General features: G+C 60.8%; 20 protein-coding genes and 1 pseudogene. 11 read left to right on the top strand and 10 right to left on the bottom strand.

Annotated elements, in window-relative coordinates:
• Nucleotides 1-25: 25 nt before the first annotated feature.
• From ispC to rpsB, 7 genes are all read right to left on the bottom strand, one after another.
• The gene (gene ispC, locus ACA047_RS06410) at nucleotides 26-1,216 is read right to left on the bottom strand and encodes a 1-deoxy-D-xylulose-5-phosphate reductoisomerase (RefSeq protein WP_497357702.1); all 1,191 of its coding nucleotides are present in this window, start codon (nucleotides 1,214-1,216) and stop codon (nucleotides 26-28) included.
• Nucleotides 1,213-2,019, bottom strand: a complete 807-nt coding sequence (locus ACA047_RS06405; RefSeq protein ID WP_497357700.1) for a phosphatidate cytidylyltransferase — start codon at nucleotides 2,017-2,019, stop codon at nucleotides 1,213-1,215. The genes ispC and ACA047_RS06405 overlap by 4 nt, the downstream gene beginning before the upstream one ends.
• Complete coding sequence (gene uppS, locus ACA047_RS06400; RefSeq protein WP_497357698.1) at nucleotides 2,019-2,774, bottom strand: polyprenyl diphosphate synthase; 756 nt, start codon at nucleotides 2,772-2,774, stop codon at nucleotides 2,019-2,021. The genes ACA047_RS06405 and uppS overlap by 1 nt, the downstream gene beginning before the upstream one ends.
• A gap of 13 nt (nucleotides 2,775-2,787) precedes the next feature.
• On the bottom strand, nucleotides 2,788-3,345 hold the full coding sequence (gene frr / locus ACA047_RS06395) for a ribosome recycling factor (RefSeq protein WP_497357696.1): 558 nt from the start codon (nucleotides 3,343-3,345) through the stop codon (nucleotides 2,788-2,790).
• Nucleotides 3,345-4,085, bottom strand: a complete 741-nt coding sequence (pyrH, locus tag ACA047_RS06390) for a UMP kinase (RefSeq protein ID WP_497357694.1) — start codon at nucleotides 4,083-4,085, stop codon at nucleotides 3,345-3,347. The genes frr and pyrH overlap by 1 nt, the downstream gene beginning before the upstream one ends.
• A gap of 255 nt (nucleotides 4,086-4,340) precedes the next feature.
• Nucleotides 4,341-5,204 carry a translation elongation factor Ts gene (gene tsf, locus ACA047_RS06385; RefSeq protein WP_497357692.1) on the bottom strand — a complete coding sequence of 288 codons (864 nt, stop codon included), beginning with the start codon at nucleotides 5,202-5,204 and terminating at the stop codon, nucleotides 4,341-4,343.
• 191 nt (nucleotides 5,205-5,395) lie between these two features.
• On the bottom strand, nucleotides 5,396-6,133 hold the full coding sequence (gene rpsB / locus ACA047_RS06380) for a 30S ribosomal protein S2 (RefSeq protein ID WP_497357690.1): 738 nt from the start codon (nucleotides 6,131-6,133) through the stop codon (nucleotides 5,396-5,398).
• Between the two features lie 446 nt (nucleotides 6,134-6,579).
• Between rpsB and map the strand changes: the two genes are divergently transcribed.
• From map to ACA047_RS06355, 5 genes and pseudogenes are all read left to right on the top strand, one after another.
• A complete protein-coding gene (map, locus tag ACA047_RS06375; RefSeq protein WP_497357688.1) occupies nucleotides 6,580-7,362 on the top strand; it encodes a type I methionyl aminopeptidase in 783 nt (260 codons plus the stop codon).
• A gap of 44 nt (nucleotides 7,363-7,406) precedes the next feature.
• A complete protein-coding gene (locus tag ACA047_RS06370) occupies nucleotides 7,407-10,109 on the top strand; it encodes a [protein-PII] uridylyltransferase (RefSeq protein WP_497357686.1) in 2,703 nt (900 codons plus the stop codon).
• Nucleotides 10,110-10,247: 138 nt separating this feature from the next.
• Nucleotides 10,248-11,447 (top strand): succinyldiaminopimelate transaminase, encoded by a 1,200-nt coding sequence (gene dapC, locus ACA047_RS06365; protein ID WP_497357684.1) that lies wholly within the window; start codon nucleotides 10,248-10,250, stop codon nucleotides 11,445-11,447.
• A gap of 142 nt (nucleotides 11,448-11,589) precedes the next feature.
• Nucleotides 11,590-11,958, top strand: a pseudogene (locus tag ACA047_RS06360) (type II toxin-antitoxin system RelE/ParE family toxin).
• 10 nt (nucleotides 11,959-11,968) lie between these two features.
• Nucleotides 11,969-12,271 (top strand): Fis family transcriptional regulator, encoded by a 303-nt coding sequence (locus tag ACA047_RS06355; RefSeq protein WP_497357682.1) that lies wholly within the window; start codon nucleotides 11,969-11,971, stop codon nucleotides 12,269-12,271.
• 226 nt (nucleotides 12,272-12,497) lie between these two features.
• Here ACA047_RS06355 and ACA047_RS06350 read toward each other — a convergent pair whose 3' ends face one another.
• Both ACA047_RS06350 and ACA047_RS06345 read right to left on the bottom strand, forming a co-directional pair.
• Nucleotides 12,498-12,857 (bottom strand): DUF6124 family protein, encoded by a 360-nt coding sequence (locus ACA047_RS06350; RefSeq protein WP_497357680.1) that lies wholly within the window; start codon nucleotides 12,855-12,857, stop codon nucleotides 12,498-12,500.
• A 219-nt stretch (nucleotides 12,858-13,076) separates the two neighbouring features.
• Nucleotides 13,077-14,723: a Na+/H+ antiporter gene (locus ACA047_RS06345; RefSeq protein WP_497357678.1), complete on the bottom strand. Its 1,647-nt coding sequence runs from the start codon at nucleotides 14,721-14,723 to the stop codon at nucleotides 13,077-13,079.
• A 210-nt stretch (nucleotides 14,724-14,933) separates the two neighbouring features.
• Between ACA047_RS06345 and ACA047_RS06340 the strand changes: the two genes are divergently transcribed.
• The 4 genes from ACA047_RS06340 (at nucleotide 14,934) to ACA047_RS06325 (ending at nucleotide 18,040) form a co-directional block, all read left to right on the top strand.
• The gene (locus tag ACA047_RS06340) at nucleotides 14,934-15,296 is read left to right on the top strand and encodes an ArsC family reductase (protein WP_135843912.1); all 363 of its coding nucleotides are present in this window, start codon (nucleotides 14,934-14,936) and stop codon (nucleotides 15,294-15,296) included.
• 32 nt (nucleotides 15,297-15,328) lie between these two features.
• Nucleotides 15,329-16,363, top strand: a complete 1,035-nt coding sequence (dapD, locus tag ACA047_RS06335) for a 2,3,4,5-tetrahydropyridine-2,6-dicarboxylate N-succinyltransferase (RefSeq protein WP_497357676.1) — start codon at nucleotides 15,329-15,331, stop codon at nucleotides 16,361-16,363.
• A gap of 70 nt (nucleotides 16,364-16,433) precedes the next feature.
• Entirely contained in the window at nucleotides 16,434-17,639 is a 1,206-nt protein-coding gene (locus ACA047_RS06330; protein WP_497357674.1) for a cysteine desulfurase, read from the top strand.
• Complete coding sequence (locus ACA047_RS06325; protein ID WP_497357672.1) at nucleotides 17,636-18,040, top strand: SufE family protein; 405 nt, start codon at nucleotides 17,636-17,638, stop codon at nucleotides 18,038-18,040. Before ACA047_RS06330 ends, ACA047_RS06325 begins: the two co-directional genes overlap by 4 nt.
• Nucleotides 18,041-18,157: 117 nt before the next feature.
• Here ACA047_RS06325 and tcdA read toward each other — a convergent pair whose 3' ends face one another.
• Complete coding sequence (gene tcdA, locus ACA047_RS06320; RefSeq protein ID WP_030139502.1) at nucleotides 18,158-18,976, bottom strand: tRNA cyclic N6-threonylcarbamoyladenosine(37) synthase TcdA; 819 nt, start codon at nucleotides 18,974-18,976, stop codon at nucleotides 18,158-18,160.
• Between the two features lie 319 nt (nucleotides 18,977-19,295).
• Between tcdA and dapE the strand changes: the two genes are divergently transcribed.
• Both dapE and ACA047_RS06310 read left to right on the top strand, forming a co-directional pair.
• Nucleotides 19,296-20,447: a succinyl-diaminopimelate desuccinylase gene (dapE, locus tag ACA047_RS06315; protein WP_497357670.1), complete on the top strand. Its 1,152-nt coding sequence runs from the start codon at nucleotides 19,296-19,298 to the stop codon at nucleotides 20,445-20,447.
• Nucleotides 20,447-21,256 (top strand): putative RNA methyltransferase, encoded by an 810-nt coding sequence (locus ACA047_RS06310; RefSeq protein ID WP_497357668.1) that lies wholly within the window; start codon nucleotides 20,447-20,449, stop codon nucleotides 21,254-21,256. The genes dapE and ACA047_RS06310 overlap by 1 nt, the downstream gene beginning before the upstream one ends.
• Nucleotides 21,257-21,267 lie beyond the last annotated feature (11 nt).

The raw sequence follows: 21,267 nt of genomic DNA, 5'->3' as shown, positions 1-21,267 counted from the left end.
TAACCCTGGCTAACGTACCGCAGCCTCAACGCCCGTGGCGCTTCAACCATTGGCTCGCCAGCCCGCGAGCCCTGGCGTCCGCCGTGAATACCGCGTCGAGATCGTCGACCGCAACCACAGCCTCGAGATTCAAGACCTCCTCGATGATACTCGCGATCTCGAGGTAACGGACACGTCCATCGAGAAACGCTGCCACCGCCACTTCGTTGGCGGCATTGAGCATGGCTGGGGCACTGTTGCCCGCCTCGGCCGCCTGCCGCGCCAGACGCAGGCACGGGAAGCGCTGCTCATCGGGCGCCTGGAAATCCAGGCGAGCGATGGTGAATAAGTCGAGCGGCGCTACACCCGAATCGATCCGCTCCGGCCAGGCCAGCGCATTGGCAATCGGCGTGCGCATGTCCGGATTGCCCAACTGGGCCAGCACCGAACCGTCTATATAGTCCACCAGGGAGTGAATCACGCTCTGCGGGTGGATCACCACCTCGACCTGGGACGGCTTGGCATCGAACAGCCAGCAGGCCTCGATCAGCTCCAACCCCTTGTTCATCATGCTGGCCGAATCCACGGAAATCTTGCGCCCCATGGACCAGTTCGGGTGAGCACAGGCCTGTTCAGGTGAAACATGCACCAATTCTTCCATTGGTGTCTGCAGGAACGGACCACCGGACGCTGTCAGCAAAATCCGCCGGACGCCCACCGCACCCAACCCACGGGAAAAATCCTGCGGCATGCATTGAAAAATCGCATTGTGCTCGCTGTCGATGGGCAGCAGTACCGAGCCGCTTTTGCGCACAGCCTGCATAAACAGCGCGCCGGACATCACTAGCGCTTCTTTATTGGCCAGCAAGATCTTCTTGCCGGCCTCCACCGCCGCCAGCGTCGGCCGCAAGCCCGCCGCACCAACGATAGCCGCCATCACCGCGTCGACTTCCGGGGCGGAGGCCACCTGACACAGGCCCTCCTCGCCCACCAATACGCGCGTAGGTAAACCGGCCGCTCGCAGGTCGTCCTGCAATGCCCGCGCCGCGCCGGCCTCAGGCACCACGGCAAATCGCGGCGTGTGGCGTATGCACAACGCCAGCAACTCACTCAGGCGCGTGAAGCCGCTGAGCGCGAACACTTGGTAGCGGTCCGGATGCCGACCGATAACGTCAAGCGTACTCAGCCCGATCGAACCGGTAGCCCCCAGGACGGTGATCTGTTGAGCACGACTCACGATGCCGCCATCCACAGGAGCACGGCGAAGATCGGGATCGCGGCAGTAAGGCTGTCGATGCGATCCAGCACGCCGCCGTGACCAGGCAACAGATTACTGCTGTCCTTGATCCCGGACTGACGCTTGAACATGCTCTCGGTCAGGTCCCCGACCACCGACACAAACACAATGAGGGCTGCGCCAAACAGGCTCACCAGCATTTGCCCGACAGTCCAGTCACGCACGAAGCCGACCACAGCCGTGATCACCAGGCTCAGGACCAGGCCACCATAGACGCCTTCCCAGCTCTTGCCGGGGCTGACTTTCGGTGCGAGCTTGCGCTTGCCGAAGGCCCGACCGGAGAAATAAGCCCCGATGTCGGCACCCCAGACCAGCACCATCACGGCCAAGATCTGCCAGTTACCCAGCTCGCCTTGCTTGATCCAGATCAGCCCTTGCCAGGCAGGCAACAGGATTAACAGGCCAATCATCAATTTGGTCGCTGCGTTGGCCCAATGATGTGCGGTCTGTGGATAGGTCAATACCAGGAAAGTCGCCGCCGCCCACCACAGCACCGACGCCCCCAACACCCAAGGCGCAATGCCCGGCACCAGATACATGACGAACAACATGGCGGCTACGGCCACGGCAAAGGCTACGCGCGCCGACTGCGCAGCAAAACCTGCCAGACGCGCCCACTCCCACGCCCCCAAGGTCACGACCAGCCCGATGAACAGCGCAAAGCCTGCACCGTCGAGCAAGAAAAACCCGCCCAGGGCAATAGGCAACAGGATGAGGGCTGTGATGATTCGTTGTTTTAGCATTAAAGCCGGGCTCCAGCTTCGATCTGCTCGCTCGTTTTACCGAAACGACGTTGACGGGAAGCGAAATCGGCCAGCGCAGTGCGCATGGCTTCGTGTTTGAAGTCCGGCCAGAACAGGTCGGAGAAGTACAGCTCGGCGTAGGCCAGCTGCCAGAGCAGGAAATTACTGATGCGGTGCTCGCCACCGGTGCGGATGCACAGGTCCGGCAACGGCAGGTCGCCGGTAGCCAGACAGGTCTGCAACAGCTCTGGCGTGATGTCTTCGGGCCGCAGATGCCCGGCCTGGACTTCCCGCGCCAGCCGCTGGGCAGCCTGGGCAATGTCCCACTGACCGCCATAGTTGGCGGCAATTTGCAGGACAAATCGATCAGGACCAGCCGTCGCGGTCTCGGCCTCTCGCATCGCGGCCTGCAACTCTGGATGAAAGCGCGAGCGATCTCCAATGATGCGCAGACTGATGCGGTTCTCGTTGAGCCGCTTGGCCTCACGCCGCAGAGCCTTGAGGAACAGATCCATCAAGGCGCTAACCTCATCGGCCGGACGCTGCCAGTTCTCGCTGGAGAACGCGAACAGGGTCAGCACCTCAACGCCCGCCTCGGCGCACACCTCGATGACCGCGCGAACCGCATCGACCCCCGCCTTATGCCCGGCAACACCAGGCATAAAGCGCTTCTTGGCCCAGCGGTTATTGCCATCCATGATGATCGCCACGTGGCGCGGCACCGCGAACGACATGGCCTGCTTGGTCTTATCCATAAAAACGAGACCCTTATACGGCCATCAGGTCTTTTTCTTTCTGTGCCAAATCCGCGTCAATTTTAGCCACGTACTTCTTGGTCAGATCATCAATCTCGCCAGTGGCGCGACGCTCTTCGTCTTCGCTGATTTCCTTTTCCTTGACCAGGTCCTTGAGCGAACTGTTGGCATCACGGCGAATGTTGCGCACCGCAACGCGGGCGTCTTCAGCCACATCACGAGCCTGCTTGGTGAAGCCCTTACGGGTTTCTTCGGTCAGGGCCGGCATGGAAATCAACAGCAACTCACCCAGGTTGGTCGGGTTCAGGTTCAGGCCGGCGCTGCCGATGGCCTTGTCGACCGCACCCAGCATGTTGCGCTCAAAGGCAACGACCTGCAGGGTACGAGCATCTTTGACAGTGATGTTGGCCACTTGCTTGATTGGGGTGTCGGAACCGTAGTACGGCACCATCACGCCTTCAAGGATGCTTGGGTGCGCCTGGCCGGTACGAATACGACCGAAGTTGTGCGCCAGGGACTCCAGGGACTTCTGCATGCGCTGTTCAGCGTCTTTCTTGATTTCGTTGATCATTATTGAGCTTCCTCGATCAGTGTTCCTTCGGCGCCGCCATGCACGATATTCAGCAGGGCGCCGGGCTTGTTCATGTTAAAGACGCGCAGCGGCATCTTGTGGTCGCGGCACAGGCAGATAGCCGTCAGATCCATTACACCCAGCTTGCGATCCAGCACTTCATCGTAGGTCAGATGATCGAACTTCTCGGCATGCGGGTCTTTGAACGGGTCGGCAGTGTAGACACCATCGACCTTGGTTGCCTTGAGCACGACATCGGCATCGATCTCGATCCCCCGCAGGCAAGCGGCCGAATCCGTGGTGAAGAACGGATTACCGGTACCGGCGGCAAAAATCACCACTTCCTTGGCATTGAGGTGGCGCATGGCTTTGCGACGGTCGTAGTGATCGGTCACGCCGACCATGGAAATGGCCGACATCACGATGGCCGAGATATTGGCACGCTCCAGCGCGTCGCGCATAGCCAGGGCGTTCATCACAGTGGCCAGCATGCCCATGTGGTCGCCCGTGACCCGATCCATGCCGGCCGCGCTCAGCGCTGCACCGCGGAACAGGTTGCCGCCGCCGATGACCAGGCCTACTTGCACGCCGATCCCGACCAACTGGCCGACTTCCAGCGCCATGCGATCCAGGACTTTCGGATCGATCCCGAACTCTTCCGAGCCCATCAGGGCCTCGCCGCTAAGCTTGAGTAGAATGCGTTTATAGCGAGCCTGATAACCACTGCCCTGCTGAGCCATTGCGAATCTCTCCTGCGGCGTATTTTCGAAAATTCTTTGCAAGCTGTTTACAGCCTGCGTTCACTCTAGCCTTTGCACGAAAGTGCCTGCGCGACTTTTCGTACAAAGCCAAGCTTGACGCTGACACAGCGCCATCGGAACACGGCTTTGTAAGCCAGTTCCGACAGGAAACCAATAAAAATCGGCATCCCCATCCGAAAAGAGGCTGCGCGCGTAAGCGGGCAGCCTCTTCAGGGCGACAGTTGAAAAACTGTCTTATTGCTTGCTGGCAGCCAGCTGAGCAGCAACTTCTTCAGCGAAGTTGTCTACTGGCTTCTCGATGCCTTCGCCCACTTTGAAGTAGGTGAAGGAAACGATTTCAGCGCAGGCTTTCTTAGCCAGTTCACCAACCTTGACTTCAGGGTTCTTGACGAACGCCTGCTCAACCAGGCTGGCTTCAGCCAGGAACTTGGTGATACGACCGGAAACCATTTTTTCAACGATTTCGGCTGGCTTGCCTTTGATCTTGTCTTCGTTGAGCTGCATGAACACGGCTTTTTCGCGCTCGATGGCATCAGCGGAAACTTCCGACGGCAGCAGGAACTCAGGGTTGCTGGCAGCGACGTGCATCGCGATGTCTTTGGCCAGTTCCACGTTGCCGCCTTTGAGAGCTACAACTACGCCGATCTTGTTGCCGTGCAGGTAAGAACCGACAACATCGCCTTCGATACGAACCAGACGACGGATATTGACGTTTTCGCCTACTTTGGCAACCAGTGCTTCACGAGCCGATTCCTGAGCGGCGATCAGCGGAGCTGCGTCGGTCAGTTTGTCGGCGAATGCTTTTTCTACGCTGGCAGCAACGAATGCTTTGAAGTCGTCTTGCAGAGCCAGAAAGTCAGTCTGCGAGTTGACTTCAATGATAACGGCAGCTTTACCGTCTTCCTTGATGCCAATCGCGCCTTCAGCGGCAATGTTGCCAGCTTTCTTGGCAGCCTTGATAGCGCCCGAAGCACGCATATCATCAATGGCTTTCTCGATGTCGCCGCCAGCCTTGGTCAAGGCTTTCTTGCAGTCCATCATGCCTTCGCCGGTACGCTCGCGCAGTTCTTTGACCAACGCTGCAGTAATCTCTGCCATTTCAAAATCCTCTTGGATAGGTTTTCAACCATTCCACCCGATTGAACGGGCGTTCAATTCTTCCCGAACCACCCTTGTTAGCCGCTGCACGTTACAGATGCTGTAGCTGCGCTGCTTACAAATGGTTTTCGAGGTGGCAAAAAGGGGGCCAAGCCCCCTTTTTGCTTACTGAGTCAACGCCAGGGCGTCAATTACTCAGCGGCTGCTGCCGGAGCTTCTTCAGCGAAAACTTCGGTGCCGCCATTAACATTGTTGCGACCACGGATAACAGCGTCAGCCATCGAACCCATGTACAGCTGGATGGCGCGGATGGCGTCATCGTTGCCTGGGATGATGTAGTCAACGCCTTCCGGGCTGCTGTTGGTATCGACAACGCCGATGACCGGGATACCCAGCTTGTTGGCTTCGGTGATCGCGATGCGCTCGTGGTCAACGTCGATCACGAACAGTGCGTCAGGCAGACCGCCCATGTCCTTGATACCGCCCAGGGAGCGGTCCAGCTTCTCAAGATCGCGAGTGCGCATCAGCGCTTCTTTCTTGGTGAGCTTGGCGAAAGTACCGTCTTCGGACTGGACTTCAAGGTCACGCAGACGCTTGATGGAAGCACGAATGGTCTTGAAGTTGGTCAGCATGCCGCCCAACCAGCGGTGATCGACGTACGGCGAACCGCAACGTGCTGCTTCTTCAGCAACGATCTTGCCAGCGGAACGCTTGGTGCCGACGAACAGAATCTTGTTTTTGCCCTGGGACAGGCGCTCTACGAAGGTCAGTGCTTCGTTGAACATCGGCAGGGTTTTTTCAAGGTTGATAATGTGGATCTTGTTACGCGCGCCGAAAATGTACTTGCCCATTTTCGGGTTCCAGTAACGGGTCTGGTGACCGAAGTGCACACCGGCCTTCAGCATATCGCGCATATTGACTTGGGACATGATAGTTCCTTGATAAGTCGGGTTTGGCCTCCACGTATCCCAATGACCAACCAGCGACTATAAAGCCGAAGGCACCCAGGTCATCGTGTCGACACGTGTGTGGATTTAAGCTTACGGGGTCATCCCCGGAAAGCGGCGCATTTTATACCACAGCAAGGGCGAAAACGGAACACGGATTCTGAAAACCTCTGCGGCGAGGGGATTTATCCCCGCAGGGCTGCATGCAGCCCCACACCAGACGACTCAATCGACCTGATACACCGCGCCGCCTGGTCTGGGGGCCGCTACGCGCCCCAGCGGGGATAAATCCCCTCGCCACAGAGTTCCAGGCTGGAGAGTTCTTTGTACTGATCGTCTGTTAGAATCGCGTCTTTCAGGGCTGCCCGGATCATCATCCGCTGCCCATTTCGTTTTGAACAGCGCCGCCGGGCGCAGAGAGAGCCTGTATGACCGTCACCCTCAAGACCCCCGAGGACATCGCAAAAATGCGTGTCGCGGGCAAACTCGCCGCCGACGTGCTGGAAATGATTGCCGAGCACGTCAAGCCGGGCGTTACCACCGAAGAGCTGGACCGCATCTGCCACGACTATATTGTCAACGAGCAGAAAGCCATCCCGGCTCCGCTCAACTACAAAGGCTTCCCGAAGTCGATCTGCACCTCGATCAACCACGTGGTCTGCCACGGCATCCCCAACGAAAAACCATTGAAGGATGGCGACACCGTGAATATCGACGTCACCGTCATCAAGGACGGCTACCACGGCGACACCAGCCGCATGTTCCATGTCGGCAACGTGCCGGAGTGGGCCCAGCGCCTGTCGAAAGTCACCCAGGAATGCATGTACATGGCCATTGAACTGGTGAAACCGGGCTGCCGCCTGGGGGACATCGGCGAAGTGATCCAGAAGCACGCGCAGAAGAACGGCTTCTCGGTGGTCCGCGAATTCTGCGGACACGGCATCGGCAAGGTCTTCCACGAAGAACCACAGATCCTGCACTACGGCCGTGCCGGCACCGGCATGGAGCTTCAGGCGGGCATGACCTTCACCATCGAACCGATGATCAACCAGGGTCGCGCCGACACCAAGGTACTGGGCGATGGCTGGACGGCCATCACCAAGGACCGCAAGCTATCGGCCCAGTGGGAACATACCTTGCTGGTCACCGAGACCGGGTACGAAATCTTTACCCTGCGCAACGACGACACTATCCCTCGCGTTTCCGCCTGACCCGAACTCAGCCTATAGCTATAGATAGAAAGGAAAGTCATTCGATGCCGCAGGTGGATCCCGAACTCTTCGACCGCGGCCAGTTCCAGGCTGAACTGGCCCTGAAGGCAAGCCCTATCGCGGCCTTCAAGAAGGCGATCCGCCAGGCCCACGAAGTGCTCGACCAGCGCTTTCGCAGCGGCCGGGATATTCGTCGGCTGATTGAGGATCGAGCCTGGTTCATCGACAACATCCTGCAAAAGGCCTGGGAGCAGTTCAACTGGAGCGAAGATGCCGACATCGCCCTGGTGGCGGTGGGTGGCTACGGGCGTGGTGAACTGCACCCCTACTCCGACATCGATCTGCTGATTCTGCTGGACAGCGCCGATCATGAGGTTTTCCGCGACTCCATCGAGCGTTTCCTGACGCTGCTGTGGGACATCGGCCTGGAAGTCGGCCAGAGCGTGCGCTCGGTACAGGAGTGCGCCGACGAGGCACGCGCCGACCTGACAGTGATCACCAACCTGATGGAAAGCCGCACCATCGCCGGCCCCGAGCGCCTGCGCCTGCGCATGCTCGACGTCACCAGCACGGCGCACATGTGGCCAAGCAAGGACTTTTTCCTGGCCAAGCACGCCGAGCAGAAGGCCCGCCATCACAAGTACAACGACACTGAATACAACCTGGAACCCAACGTCAAAGGCTCGCCCGGCGGGCTGCGGGACATCCAGACGATCCTGTGGGTTGCCCGTCGCCAGTACGGCACGCTGAACCTGCGGGCCTTGGCCGGTGAAGGCTTCCTGGTGGAAAGCGAAAACGCCCTGCTGGCCTCGTCCCAGGAATTCCTGTGGAAGGTCCGCTACGCCCTGCACATGCTGGCCGGGCGCTCCGAAGACCGCTTGTTGTTCGACCACCAGCGCTCCATTGCTGGCCTGCTGGGTTTCGAAGGGCAGGATGCCAAGCAGTCCATCGAAAACTTCATGCAGCAGTACTACCGGGTGGTGATGAGCATCGCCCAGCTCAGTGAATTGATCATCCAGCACTTCGAGGAAGTCATCCTGGCGCCCGAAGACGAAGCGCCGCCGCAACCGATCAACTCCCGATTCCAGCTGCACGACGGGTATATCGAAGCGCGCAACGCCAACGTATTCCGCCGCACGCCCTTCGCCATGCTCGAGATTTTCGTGCTCATGGCCCAGCAGCCGGAAATCAAGGGTGTTCGCGCCGACACCATTCGCCTGCTACGGGAAAACCGTCACCTGATCGATGACGATTTCCGCCACGACATCCGCAATACAAGCCTGTTTATTGAGCTGTTCAAGTGCAGGATCGGCGTGCACCGCAACCTGCGGCGCATGAACCGCTACGGGATTCTCGGGCGCTATCTGCCGGAATTCGGCTTCATCGTCGGGCAAATGCAGCACGACCTGTTCCACATCTATACGGTCGATGCTCACACCCTGAACCTGATCAAGCACCTGCGTAAGCTGCAATACACCCAGGTATCGGAAAAATTCCCGCTGGCCAGCAAGCTCATGGGCAAGCTGCCCAAGTCCGAACTGATCTACATCGCGGGGCTGTACCACGACATCGGCAAAGGCCGCCAAGGCGATCATTCCGAGATCGGTGCGGTGGACGCCGAGGCGTTCTGTCAGCGACACCAACTGCCCGTATGGGACAGCCGGCTGATCGTCTGGCTGGTGCAAAACCACTTGGTGATGTCGACCACCGCCCAGCGCAAGGACTTGTCCGATCCGCAGGTAATCCATGACTTCGCCCAGATCGTCGGTGATGAAACGCGCCTGGATTACCTCTACGTGCTGACCGTGGCCGATATCAACGCCACCAACCCGAGCCTGTGGAATTCCTGGCGCGCCAGCCTGCTGCGCCAGCTCTACACCGAGACCAAGCGCGCCTTGCGCCGCGGCCTGGAAAACCCGGTGGACCGCGAAGAGCAGATCCGCCGGACCCAAAGCGCCGCCCTGGACATCCTGGTGCGCGGCGGCACCGACCCGGACGATGTCGAGCAGCTCTGGTCGCAATTGGGCGATGACTATTTCCTGCGGCATACCGCTGGCGACGTGGCCTGGCACAGCGAGGCGATCCTGCAGCAGCCGGCTGATGGCGGGCCGCTGGTGTTGATCAAGGAAACCACCCAGCGCGAATTCGAGGGCGGCACGCAGATCTTCATCTATGCCCCGGACCAGCACGACTTCTTCGCCGTGACCGTGGCCGCGATGGACCAGCTCAACCTCAACATTCACGACGCCCGAGTCATTACGTCCAGCAGCCAGTTCACCCTCGACACCTACATCGTGCTCGACACCGACGGCGACTCGATTGGCGACAACCCGGCGCGGGTCAAGCAGATCCGCGACGGCCTCACCGAGGCCCTGCGCAACCCGGCGGACTACCCCACCATCATCCAGCGGCGGGTGCCTCGCCAGCTCAAACACTTCGCGTTCGCCCCCCAGGTCACGATCCACAACGACGCCCAACGCCAGGTCACGGTGTTGGAACTCAGCGCCCCGGACCGCCCGGGCCTGCTGGCGCGGGTCGGGCATATTTTCCTGGAGTTCGACCTGTCGTTGCAAAACGCCAAGATCGCCACCCTCGGCGAGCGGGTGGAAGACGTGTTTTTCATCACCGACGCTCACAACCAGCCGTTGTCCGATCCGCAGCTGTGCAGCCGCCTGCAGGAGGAAATGGAGCGGCACTTGAGCGTGAACCAGGAGCCCGATGCCAACCTGACGCGTATCAATATCTGAATCAACGAACTTCCCCTAATGTGGGAGCGAGCCTGCTCGCGATGGCGGCGCAACATCCAGCATTGATGTTGCCTGACCCACCGCTATCGCGAGCAGGCTCGCTCCCACAAGGACCGCGCCCACATTGACGAGGCCCCGATGAACAACGCCCTGAACCAGTTGCAGCCCTACCCGTTCGAAAAGCTCCGCGCCCTGCTGGGCAGCGTCACGCCAAACCCGGACAAGCGCCCGATTGCCCTGTCCATCGGCGAGCCCAAACACCGTTCGCCGAGCTTCGTGGCCGACGCCCTGTCCAGCAACCTGGACCAGATGGCTGTCTACCCGACCACACTGGGCATTGCGGCGCTACGCGAAGCCATCACCGGTTGGTGCGAGCGACGTTTCAACGTGCCGGCCGGCTGGCTTGACCCGGCGCGCCACGTGCTGCCGGTCAATGGCACCCGTGAAGCCCTGTTCGCCTTCACCCAGACCGTGGTCAACCGTGGCGACGATGCCCTGGTGGTCAGCCCGAACCCGTTCTATCAAATTTATGAAGGCGCGGCGTTCCTGGCCGGGGCCAAGCCGCATTACCTGCCCTGCCTGGACGAGAATGGCTTCAATCCGGATTTCGATGCCGTCTCGCCGGACATCTGGAAACGCTGCCAGATCCTGTTCCTGTGTTCCCCTGGCAACCCGACCGGCGCATTGATTCCGGTGGATGTGCTGAAGAAACTCATCGCCCTGGCCGATGAGCACGACTTCGTGATCGCCGCAGACGAGTGCTACAGCGAACTGTACTTCGACGAACAAACCCCGCCGCCGGGGCTGCTCAACGCCTGCGTCGAACTGGGGCGCAAGGATTTCAAGCGCTGCGTGGTGTTCCACAGCCTGTCCAAGCGCTCCAACCTGCCCGGCCTGCGTTCCGGTTTTGTGGCCGGCGATGCGGACATCCTCAAGGGCTTCTTGCTGTATCGCACCTACCACGGCTGCGCGATGCCGGTTCAGACCCAACTGGCGAGCATCGCTGCATGGAGCGACGAAGTGCATGTACGGGCCAACCGGGCGCTGTACCGGGAGAAATTCGACGCGGTGCTGGAGATCCTCAGCCCGGTGCTGGACGTGCAGCGCCCAGACGGCAGCTTCTATTTGTGGCCAAACGTGGCGGGCGACGATGCGGCGTTCTGTCGTGACCTGTTCGAACAGGAACACGTGACCGTGGTTCCGGGTTCCTACCTGTCCCGGGAAGTGGATGGCGTCAATCCGGGGGCCGGGCGTGTGCGCATGGCCCTGGTCGCGCCGTTGGCTGAATGCGTCGAAGCGGCGGAGCGGATCCGCGCATTCATTCAGCGTCGGGGTTGATGGCTGCACCAGGATTTGAGCGAACTGCTGTTGTGGCGAGGGGATTTATCCCCGCTGGGCTGCGCAGCAGCCCCAAGCAGTGCTCTGACACACCGCAATCTTGGGGCCCTGTACAAATTCTCAGTGACTCCTGGGTTGCGCAATGCACCTATTTCGGTACACTTCATTCATGATTGATATCGCCCCCATACTGAACGTACGTTTCTTCCGCACAGACGCCGGGAATGAACCCGTTCGCGAATGGCTGACTGACTTGCCTCGCGACCACAGACGGATGATCGGGACTGACATCAAAACCGTTCAGATTGGTTGGCCGATAGGTATGCCGGTGGTTCGCAAGCTGGACACTGGGCTATGGGAGGTCAGGATTGACCTCTGAGATACCATCGCCCGCGTTCTCTTCACCGTGGTGGGCTCTGACATGGTTCTACTCCACGCTTTCATAAAGAAAAGTCAAAAAACGCCAACCACCGACATGGCAACCGCCAAGCAGCGCAAAGCAAGACTATGAGGCACAGCAAATGAACAAGCACATCGGATCTGATTTTGACGACTTCCTCGCCGAGCAAGGTATCGCCGAAGAAGTTTCCGCAGCTGCGCTCAAACGCGTTATTGCCTGGCAGATTGCCGAAGCAATGAAGCTTCAGAAAGTGACCAAAAAAGCCTTGGCCCAGCGGATGCACACCAGTCGCACTGCTGTTGATCGCGCACTGGATCAGGACGATGCGGGAATGACGCTGGCAACGCTTGCCAGCGCAGCTCGTGCGTTGGGTCAGAGGGTAGAAGTGCGGCTGATTCCTGAGCAGGAAGAGGCCCACGCATAAGCGGTGTTGTGGCGAGGGAGCTTGCTCCCGCGGGGCTGCGTAGCAGCCCCAAAGCAGTCAACTCAATCTGCCTGATGTTCCGCGTTGTCCGGTTTTAGGGCCGCTTCGCGCCCCAGCGGGAGCAAGCTCCCTCGCCACAGGGTCTGGTGTCGATCACAAGCTTTACAAGCAACACAAATCCACTGTGGGAGCGAGCCTGCTCGCGATGAGGCCGGCACTTATTGCATCAAGTCCGAAGCTCTACCCGGTCCAAGGCCTTGTTCGCCAACAACGCCCCCAACTCAATCATCTGCGCCACCCCCAACGCCACATGCCGCCGCGAGCCATCCAGATCGAAGGCAAGGTCGCTGAGCATCGCATTGGCCGAGGCCAGGGTTTCGCTGAGGTTGGCTAGCAGGACTTCGGTATCGACAGTGTCCACCACGGTGAACAGCTGTGCCGGAGGTTTGGGTTCTGACTCGCTGTCGTCAGGCTTGAGGTAGAAATCCAGCGCACGATCAGCGGCCTCTTGCAGCTTTTCGGGGGCGTAGTCGCCGTAAGGGAAAGAGGACGCGGATTTTGGTGCGTTTGGGGATTCTTTGACCATCGAATTGCTCCCTAGAGCTGAAGTATGTAAAGCCCTGCGCCCAATGGTACAGAAGCCTGTGCTCCTAGAGGTTGTTCGGATTCTCACATCCGATCGCTGAATTGGCAGCGACACCCAGAGGCTAGAGCGCTCGCTTCCGACGGACAACCTTAAAAACTTGTCGGAAGCTTCGGCGCGTCTGTCAGACCGAAACCCCTGTGGCCTTGTGTCGGTTATATCCTACTTCGCCAACCTCAGATTCGCCTCAGCCAAATCCAGTTCCCCCAGCACTTCGCGCAGCACGTCGTCACCGATCTGGTGGTGACGGCTGAGGCGATACAACTCCAGACGCTGCGCCCGAAAGGCCTTCAAGCGCAGCCGTCGCTCCAGCAGGTCCATCTCGAATGCCAGTGCCTGGGCTTCGGCGGAATCGTTGAACACGTCCAGTTGATGACGGTATTCGGACATCAACCGAGCCTTGACCTCCGTTGCCAATGCCGCCTGCGCCGCATCCGGCGCGGTGACCGCTTCGGCCGGTTCTTCTACCTCCAAGGCATGAATCGCCGCTTCAGCGGTTTTGCGCCAGGCCTCGCGCACTTCGTTGCGACGTTTGTCGTCGGGGCTCTTCTCGATACCGCGCAGCAGCAGCGGCAACGCGATGCAGGCCGCGATCAACGACAGCAGAATCACCCCGGCGGCAATAAAGATCAGCAAGTCTCGCTCGGGAAACTCAGCACCCGCCCCCAACAGCAACGGCACCGACATCACACCCGCCAATGTCACCGCACCGCGTACCCCACCGAAGGTCAACAGCCAGCAAGAACGTGCGGTCGGCACCAGGGTCAGTTCGCCCTCGCCGCGCCAGTGGCGTAACAGCCCGGACAGGCGCCAGATGCTTTGCACCCAGATAAACCGCAGCATCAGCAGCACAAGGAAAATCACCATCACATCCAGGCATCTGTAAAACAGTGTCGGCCACAGCGTGGCTTCGTGGCGGGTCACAGCCTTGATGATGTCCGGCAATTGCAGGCCCAGCAGCAGGAAGATCAAGCCGTTGAAGGCAAACTCCAGCAGTGACCAGACACTGCGATTGAGCAGCCGCGTGCCGGTCTGGCGTGGCAGCAGGTCGAGCCAGCTTTGCATCATCCCCGCCGCCACCGCCGAGAGGATCCCTGATGCACCCAATCGCTCAGCCAGCACATAGGCGGCGAAGGGCAGCAGCAACATGAACACCACATGAGTGGCCGGGTCGTCCCAACCCCGGGCGATCATCCAGGCCCGCAGACGGCCCATCAGCCAACTCAGGAGCACACCGACCAACAGGCCGCCGACCGCCACCAGTACGAAGGTCAAGCTGGCATTGGCCAGGGAAAAGACCCCGGTGATGGCCGCCGCCAGGGCAAATTTGAAGGTCACCAGGCCCGTGGCATCATTCATCAGCGCTTCGCCCTGGAGCATATGCATCAGGGGAGCGGGCAAGCGGTCCCGGGCTATCGCCGACACCGCCACGGCGTCGGTCGGCGACAGGACCGCCGCCAGGGCGAAGGCCACCGGCAGTGGGATACTCGGCAACAGCCAGTGAATGAAATAACCGGCGCCCACCACCGTGAACAGCACCAGCCCCACCGCCAGCGTCAGGATCGGCCCGCGCAGGCGCCACAACTCGCGCTTGGGCATGCGCCAGCCGTCGGAGAACAGCAGCGGCGGCAGAAACAGAAACAGGAACAGTTCGGGATCAAGGGTGACGTGCAGCCCCAGGGACGGCCAGGCCAGCAAGGCACCTGCGCCGATTTGCACCAAGGGCAAGGGCAGAGGGATCAGCCGTCCGATCAGGCGCGAAACGCCCACCAACATCAACAGGATCAGGACGGTATAAGCGCTTTGCATAACGAGTTTCCAATGACAGCGACACACACATCCGGCAACAGCTTGCCGTTGAAGTGCCATATTAGCCGTTTAAGCTGTGCTGCTACCGTTACCCATTGGTCGCAGCGGGCGGTATCCGAACGCAACGGTTCCCCCACCGCAGCCGAAACCGCTCGGTCATGGCATAATCCTCTACCTTTTATTTCCAGTACCTGCAAAGGGGGCAGTTCCTTGACCGATTCAAGCAAAACGTTGCACCTTTTCGGCATCAAAGCCTGCGACACCATGAAAAAGGCGCGCACCTGGCTCGATGAACACGCTGTGCGCTACGACTTTCACGATTACAAAACCGTCGGCATCGACCGTGAGCACCTGACCCAATGGTGCAACGAGCATGGCTGGCAAGTGGTGTTGAACCGCGCAGGTACGACCTTTCGCAAACTCGACGACGAACGTAAAGCCGATCTCGACCAGACGAAAGCCATCGAACTGATGCTCGCCCAACCCTCGATGATCAAGCGCCCGGTGCTCGATCTCGGTGACCGAACCCTGATTGGCTTCAAGCCAGATATTTATGCGGCAGAGATCAAATAAGCCTGCCCAGTCCATTTTGTAGAGGTAATTTCATGTCCACTACCCTGTTCAGCCTGGCCTTCGGTGTCGGCACACAAAACCGTCAAGGCGCCTGGCTGGAAGTGTTCTACGCCCAGCCGTTGCTCAACCCCGCAGCCGACATCGTCGCTGCCATCGCGCCGGTTCTTGGCTACAGCGAAGGCAACCAGGCCATCACTTTCACCACCGCCCAGGCCTCGCAACTGGCTGAAGCGCTCAAGGGCGTCGATGCCGCACAAGCCGCGCTGCTGACTCGCCTGGCCGAAAGCCACAAACCACTGGTCGCCACGCTGCTGGCCGAAGACGCCCAGCTGACTTCCACGCCTGAGGCTTACCTCAAGCTGCATCTGCTGTCCCATCGCCTGGTCAAGCCCCACGGCCTGAACCTGGCCGGCATTTTCCCACTGCTGCCGAACGTCGCCTGGACGAGCCAGGGCGCGATCGACCTGAGCGAACTGGCCGAACACCAGCTCGAAGCCCGCCTGCGCGGCGAGTGGCTGGAAGTGTTCTCGGTGGACAAGTTCCCGAAAATGACTGACTACGTGGTCCCGGCCGGCGTGCGTATCGCCGATGCCGCGCGGATCCGCCTGGGCGCCTACGTGGGCGAAGGCACCACCGTCATGCACGAAGGTTTCGTCAACTTCAACGCCGGCACCGAAGGCCCGGGCATGATCGAAGGCCGTGTATCGGCCGGTGTGTTCGTCGGCAAGGGCTCGGACCTGGGCGGCGGTTGCTCCACCATGGGCACCCTGTCGGGTGGCGGCAACATCGTGATCAAGGTCGGCGAAGGCTGCCTGATCGGCGCCAACGCCGGCGTCGGTATTCCGCTGGGCGACCGCAACACCGTGGAGTCGGGCCTGTACGTGACCGCCGGCACCAAAGTGGCGTTGCTGGATGAGAACAACCAACTGGTCAAAGTGGTCAAGGCCCGCGACGTGGCCGGCCAGCCCGACCTGCTGTTCCGCCGCAACTCCGAGACTGGCGCTGTGGAATGCAAAACCCATAAATCGGCCATCGAGCTGAACGAAGCACTGCACGCACACAACTAAGCGGCGTGCCAATGGAGCGGCCGGGCGCGTATCATCGACGCCCGGCCCGCCCAAACGAGTCTTGACCACCATGCTTTTGCCCTCTCCCTGGCGCGCCGACTTCCCGGCCATCGCCGCCCTGCAACGGCAAGGCCAGACCTACCTGGACAACGCCGCCACCACGCAAAAACCCCAAGTCCTGCTGGATGCCCTGGCGCATTACTACGCCAATGGCGCCGCCAACGTGCACCGTGCGCAACATTTGCCGGGCGCTCACGCCACCCAGGCGTTCGAGGACAGCCGACTCAAGGTGTCGCAATGGCTCAACGCAGGAGATTGCGGGCAGATCGTCTTCACCCATGGCGCCACTTCTGCGTTGAACCTGTTGGCCTACGGGCTGGAACACCAGTTCAACCCGGGCGATGAAATCGTCATCAGCGCCCTGGAGCACCACGCCAACCTGTTGCCCTGGCAACAACTGGCCGAGCGCCGCTCGTTGACGCTGGTGGTGTTGCCGTTGGATGGCGACGGGGTGATCGATCCTGGCGCCGCCGCCGAACTGATCGGCCCGCGTACGTGCTTGCTGGCGGTGAGCCAGTTGTCCAACGTGCTGGGCGCCTGGCAGCCATTGCCGGCGCTGCTGGCGCTGGCCAAGGCCCAGGGTGCGCTGACGGTAATCGACGGCGCCCAGGGTGTGGTTCACGGCCGCCACGATGTGGAGGCGCTGGGCTGCGACTTCTACGTATTTTCCAGCCACAAGCTCTACGGCCCCGACGGGCTGGGCGTGCTGTTCGGCCGCACTGAAGCGCTTCGCGAACTGCGCCATTGGCAGTTCGGCGGTGAAATGGTGCAACAGGCCGACTACCACAGCGCCACGTTCCGCCCGGCGCCGCTGGGCTTTGAGGCCGGCACGCCGCCGATTGCCAGCGTGATCGGCCTGGGAGCGACCCTGGATTACCTGTCCGGCCTTGATGCGCAAGCCGTTATCGACCATGAAGCGGCGTTGCATGACTATCTGCTTCACGGGCTACTGGCGCGCAACGGTGTGCGCCTGGTGGGCAACCCGCGCTTGGCGCTGGTGAGCTTCGTGGTCGACGGCGTGCACAACGCCGACCTGGCCCACCTGCTCACCGAGCAAGGCATCGCCGTACGCGCCGGGCATCACTGCGCCATGCCGCTGTTCAAGCATCTGAAGCTTTCGGGGGCTATTCGGGTGTCGCTGTCGCTGTACAACGATTCCGCCGATATCGAGCGCTTCTTCGAAGCGTTGGACCAGGCCCTGGAGATGCTCCGATGAGCCTGCCGGCCGATGCCGCTGCGGCGCTGCACATTTTCCAGGACGCATCGGGCTGGGAACAGCGCGCCCGACTGCTGATGCAATGGGGCGAGCGCCTACCGCCGCTGAGCGATGCGGATAAATGCGACACCAACCTCGTCAATGGCTGTGAAAGTCAGGTGTGGTTGGTGGGACGGCTGGATGAGGGGCACTGGCAATTTTCCGCCAGCAGCGATGCGCGGTTGATCCGCGGGTTAGTGGCGTTGTTGCTGGCGAGGGTCAATGGGTTGTCCGCCACCGAGCTGCAACAGGTGGACTTGCCGGACTGGTTCAATCAGCTGGGATTGTCGCGACAGCTGTCGCCGTCGCGCAGTAATGGCTTGAATGCGGTGTTAAAGCGGATGTTTGAGCTGACACAATGACCGTGGCGAGGGAGCTTGCTCCCGCTCGGTTGCGAAGCAGCCGCCTTGTGTCGCGCCGCCAATGAGGGGCCTTGTGTCGCGCCCCAGCGGGAGCAAGCTCCCTCGCCACAAGAGCGATCACTGTCCGGGCTTAACCCTGTCAGCCGGCCGCCGCACACCCGCCACAATTTTATCCACAGCCTTGGTCGCTGCAACCATGCCGAACGTTGCCGTCACCATCATCACCGCGCCGAACCCGCCGGCGCAGTCGAGCTTCACGCCATCGCCGACAAAACTTTTCTGCAAGCAAATACTGCCGTCCGGTTTCGGGTAGCGCAGCTGTTCGGTGGAGAACACGCAAGGCACGCTGTAGTGGCGAGTCACGGTGCGGGAAAAGCCGTAATCGCGGCGCAGGGTAGAACGCACCTTCGAGGCCAACGGATCGTTGAAGGTGCGGTTCAGGTCGCAGACCTGGATCAGCGTCGGGTCGATCTGCCCGCCCGCGCCACCGGTGGTGATGATCTGGATCTTACGGCGCTTGCACCAGGCGATCAGCGCAGCCTTGGCGTTGACGCTGTCGATGCAGTCGATCACGCAGTCGATGTTCGGCGTGATGTATTCGGCCATGGTGTCGCGGGTGACGAAATCGGCTACGGCATGCACCGTGCAGTCGGGGTTAATCCCACGCAAGCGCTCGGCCATCACCTCGACCTTGGGCTTGCCGACGGTGCTGTCCAGGGCATGTAACTGCCGGTTGGCATTACTGACGCAGACATCGTCCAGGTCAAACAGCGAAATCTCACCCACGCCGCAACGGGCAATGGCTTCCGCCGCCCAGGAACCCACGCCGCCCACCCCGACAATCGCCACATGGGCCGCCCGCAGGCGCTCCAGGCCTTCGATACCATATAGACGGGCGATGCCGGCAAACCGTGGATCTTCTGTACTCATGACCATTACCCCAAAAACCGGCGCGCATTATAGGGCTTTGTCGTGGTAATTCGAGCATCGGGCGACCGGTCGCGACCAGAGTCGCACCAATGAGCCCGCGGCTGCGCTAAACGGAGGCCAAAGAGAATCGTTTTGCTATAAGATAACCGCCATTTTGTGAGCCTTGGCCAAGCATAATCCAACGGCCGAACTCAGGACCTGTGGGAGCGGGCTTGCTCGCGAAGGCGGTGTGTCAGTAGCGAAAGTATTGCCTGACACACCGCCTTCGCGAGCAAGCCCGCTCCCACACGAGTCTCGCCTTTATTCCATGTTTTCGGAGTTTTCCATGACGGCCCACGCCGACCTCTCGCCGACCCTGCAACTCGCCTGCGACCTGATCCGCCGTCCGTCCGTGACGCCGGTGGATGCCGATTGCCAGAAATTGATGATGCAGCGCCTGGGTAACGCGGGCTTCAAGCTCGAGCCAATGCGCATCGAGGATGTGGATAACTTCTGGGCCAGCCACGGCAAGCATGACGGCCCGGTGCTGTGCTTCGCCGGACACACCGACGTGGTGCCTACCGGCCCGGTGCAGGCTTGGCAGCTCGACCCGTTCGATGCGGTCATCGATGAACACGGCATGCTCTGTGGCCGTGGCGCAGCGGACATGAAAGGCAGCCTGGCGGCGATGGTGGTGGCGGCAGAACGGTTCGTCGCCGACTACCCGGACCACAAGGGCTCGGTGACCTTCCTGATCACCAGCGATGAAGAAGGCCCGGCCCACCACGGCACCAAAGCGGTGGTCGAGCGCCTCAAGGCCCGTCAGGAGCGGCTGGACTGGTGCATCGTCGGCGAGCCGTCGAGCACCACCCTGGTGGGTGACGTGGTCAAGAACGGCCGTCGCGGCTCCCTCGGCGCGAAACTCACTGTGCGAGGCAAGCAAGGCCACGTGGCCTATCCGCACCTGGCGAAGAACCCGATTCACCTGGCTGCTCCAGCCTTGGCAGAGCTGGCCGCCGAACATTGGGATCACGGCAACGACTTCTTCCCGCCCACCAGTTTCCAGATCTCCAACCTCAACTCCGGCACCGGCGCGACCAACGTGATCCCCGGTGACCTGGTGGCGGTGTTCAACTTCCGCTTCTCCACCGAGTCCACCGTCGAAGGCCTGCAACAGCGCGTCGCCGACATCCTCGACAAGCATCAGCTGGACTGGCACATCGATTGGGCGCTGTCCGGCCTGCCGTTCCTGACCGAGCCAGGTGCGCTGCTGGACGCCGTGTCTTCGAGCATCAAAGACATCACCGGTCGCCAAACCAAGGCATCCACCAGCGGTGGCACTTCCGATGGTCGTTTCATTGCCACCATGGGCACGCAAGTGGTGGAACTGGGGCCGGTCAACGCGACCATCCACCAGGTCAACGAACGCGTGCTGGCAGCCGATCTCGACGTGCTGACCGAGATCTACTACAAGACGCTGATCAAGTTGCTCGCCTGATGCTCGCCTGTCCAATCTGCAGTGAACCGCTGAACGCGGTGGACAACGGCGTGGTGTGCCCCGCCGGGCACCGTTTTGACCGCGCGCGGCAGGGTTACCTGAACCTCCTACCGGTGCAGCACAAGAACAGCCGCGACCCCGGCGACAACCTGGCCATGGTCGAAGCCCGTCGCGATTTTCTCAACGCAGGGCATTACGCCCCCGTCGCCCGTCGCCTGGCCGAACTTGCCGCCGAACGCGCGCCCGGGCGCTGGTTGGACATCGGCTGTGGCGAAGGCTATTACACCGCACAGATCGCCGACGCCCTGCCCGATGCCGATGGCTATGCCCTGGACATCTCCCGCGAGGCGGTCAAACGCGCCTGCAAACGCAACCCACAGCTGACCTGGTTGATCGCCAGCATGGCTCGGGTGCCGCTGGCGGACGGCTGCTGCCAGTTCCTGGCCAGCGTGTTCAGCCCGCTGGACTGGCAGGAGGCCAAACGCCTGCTCAGCCCCGGTGGCGGCCTGATGAAGGTCGGCCCGACCAGCGGCCATCTGATGGAATTGCGCGAACGCCTATACGACGAAGTACGCGAGTACACCGATGACAAGCACCTGGCCCTGGTGCCGTCAGGCATGACGCTGGATCACAGCGAAACCCTCGAGTTCAAGCTGACGCTGGTCAGCGGCCAGGACCGCGCCAATCTGCTGGCAATGACGCCTCACGGCTGGCGCGCCAGTGCCGAACACCGCACCAGCGTGATCGAGCAGGCCGAGCCATTCGAGGTCACCGTGTCGATGCGCTACGATTATTTCGTTCTTCAATAACCTTTTGATCC

The organism is Pseudomonas sp. LBUM1664 (assembly GCF_059695895.1).
This window is presented reverse-complemented; position numbering and strand designations above follow the sequence as displayed.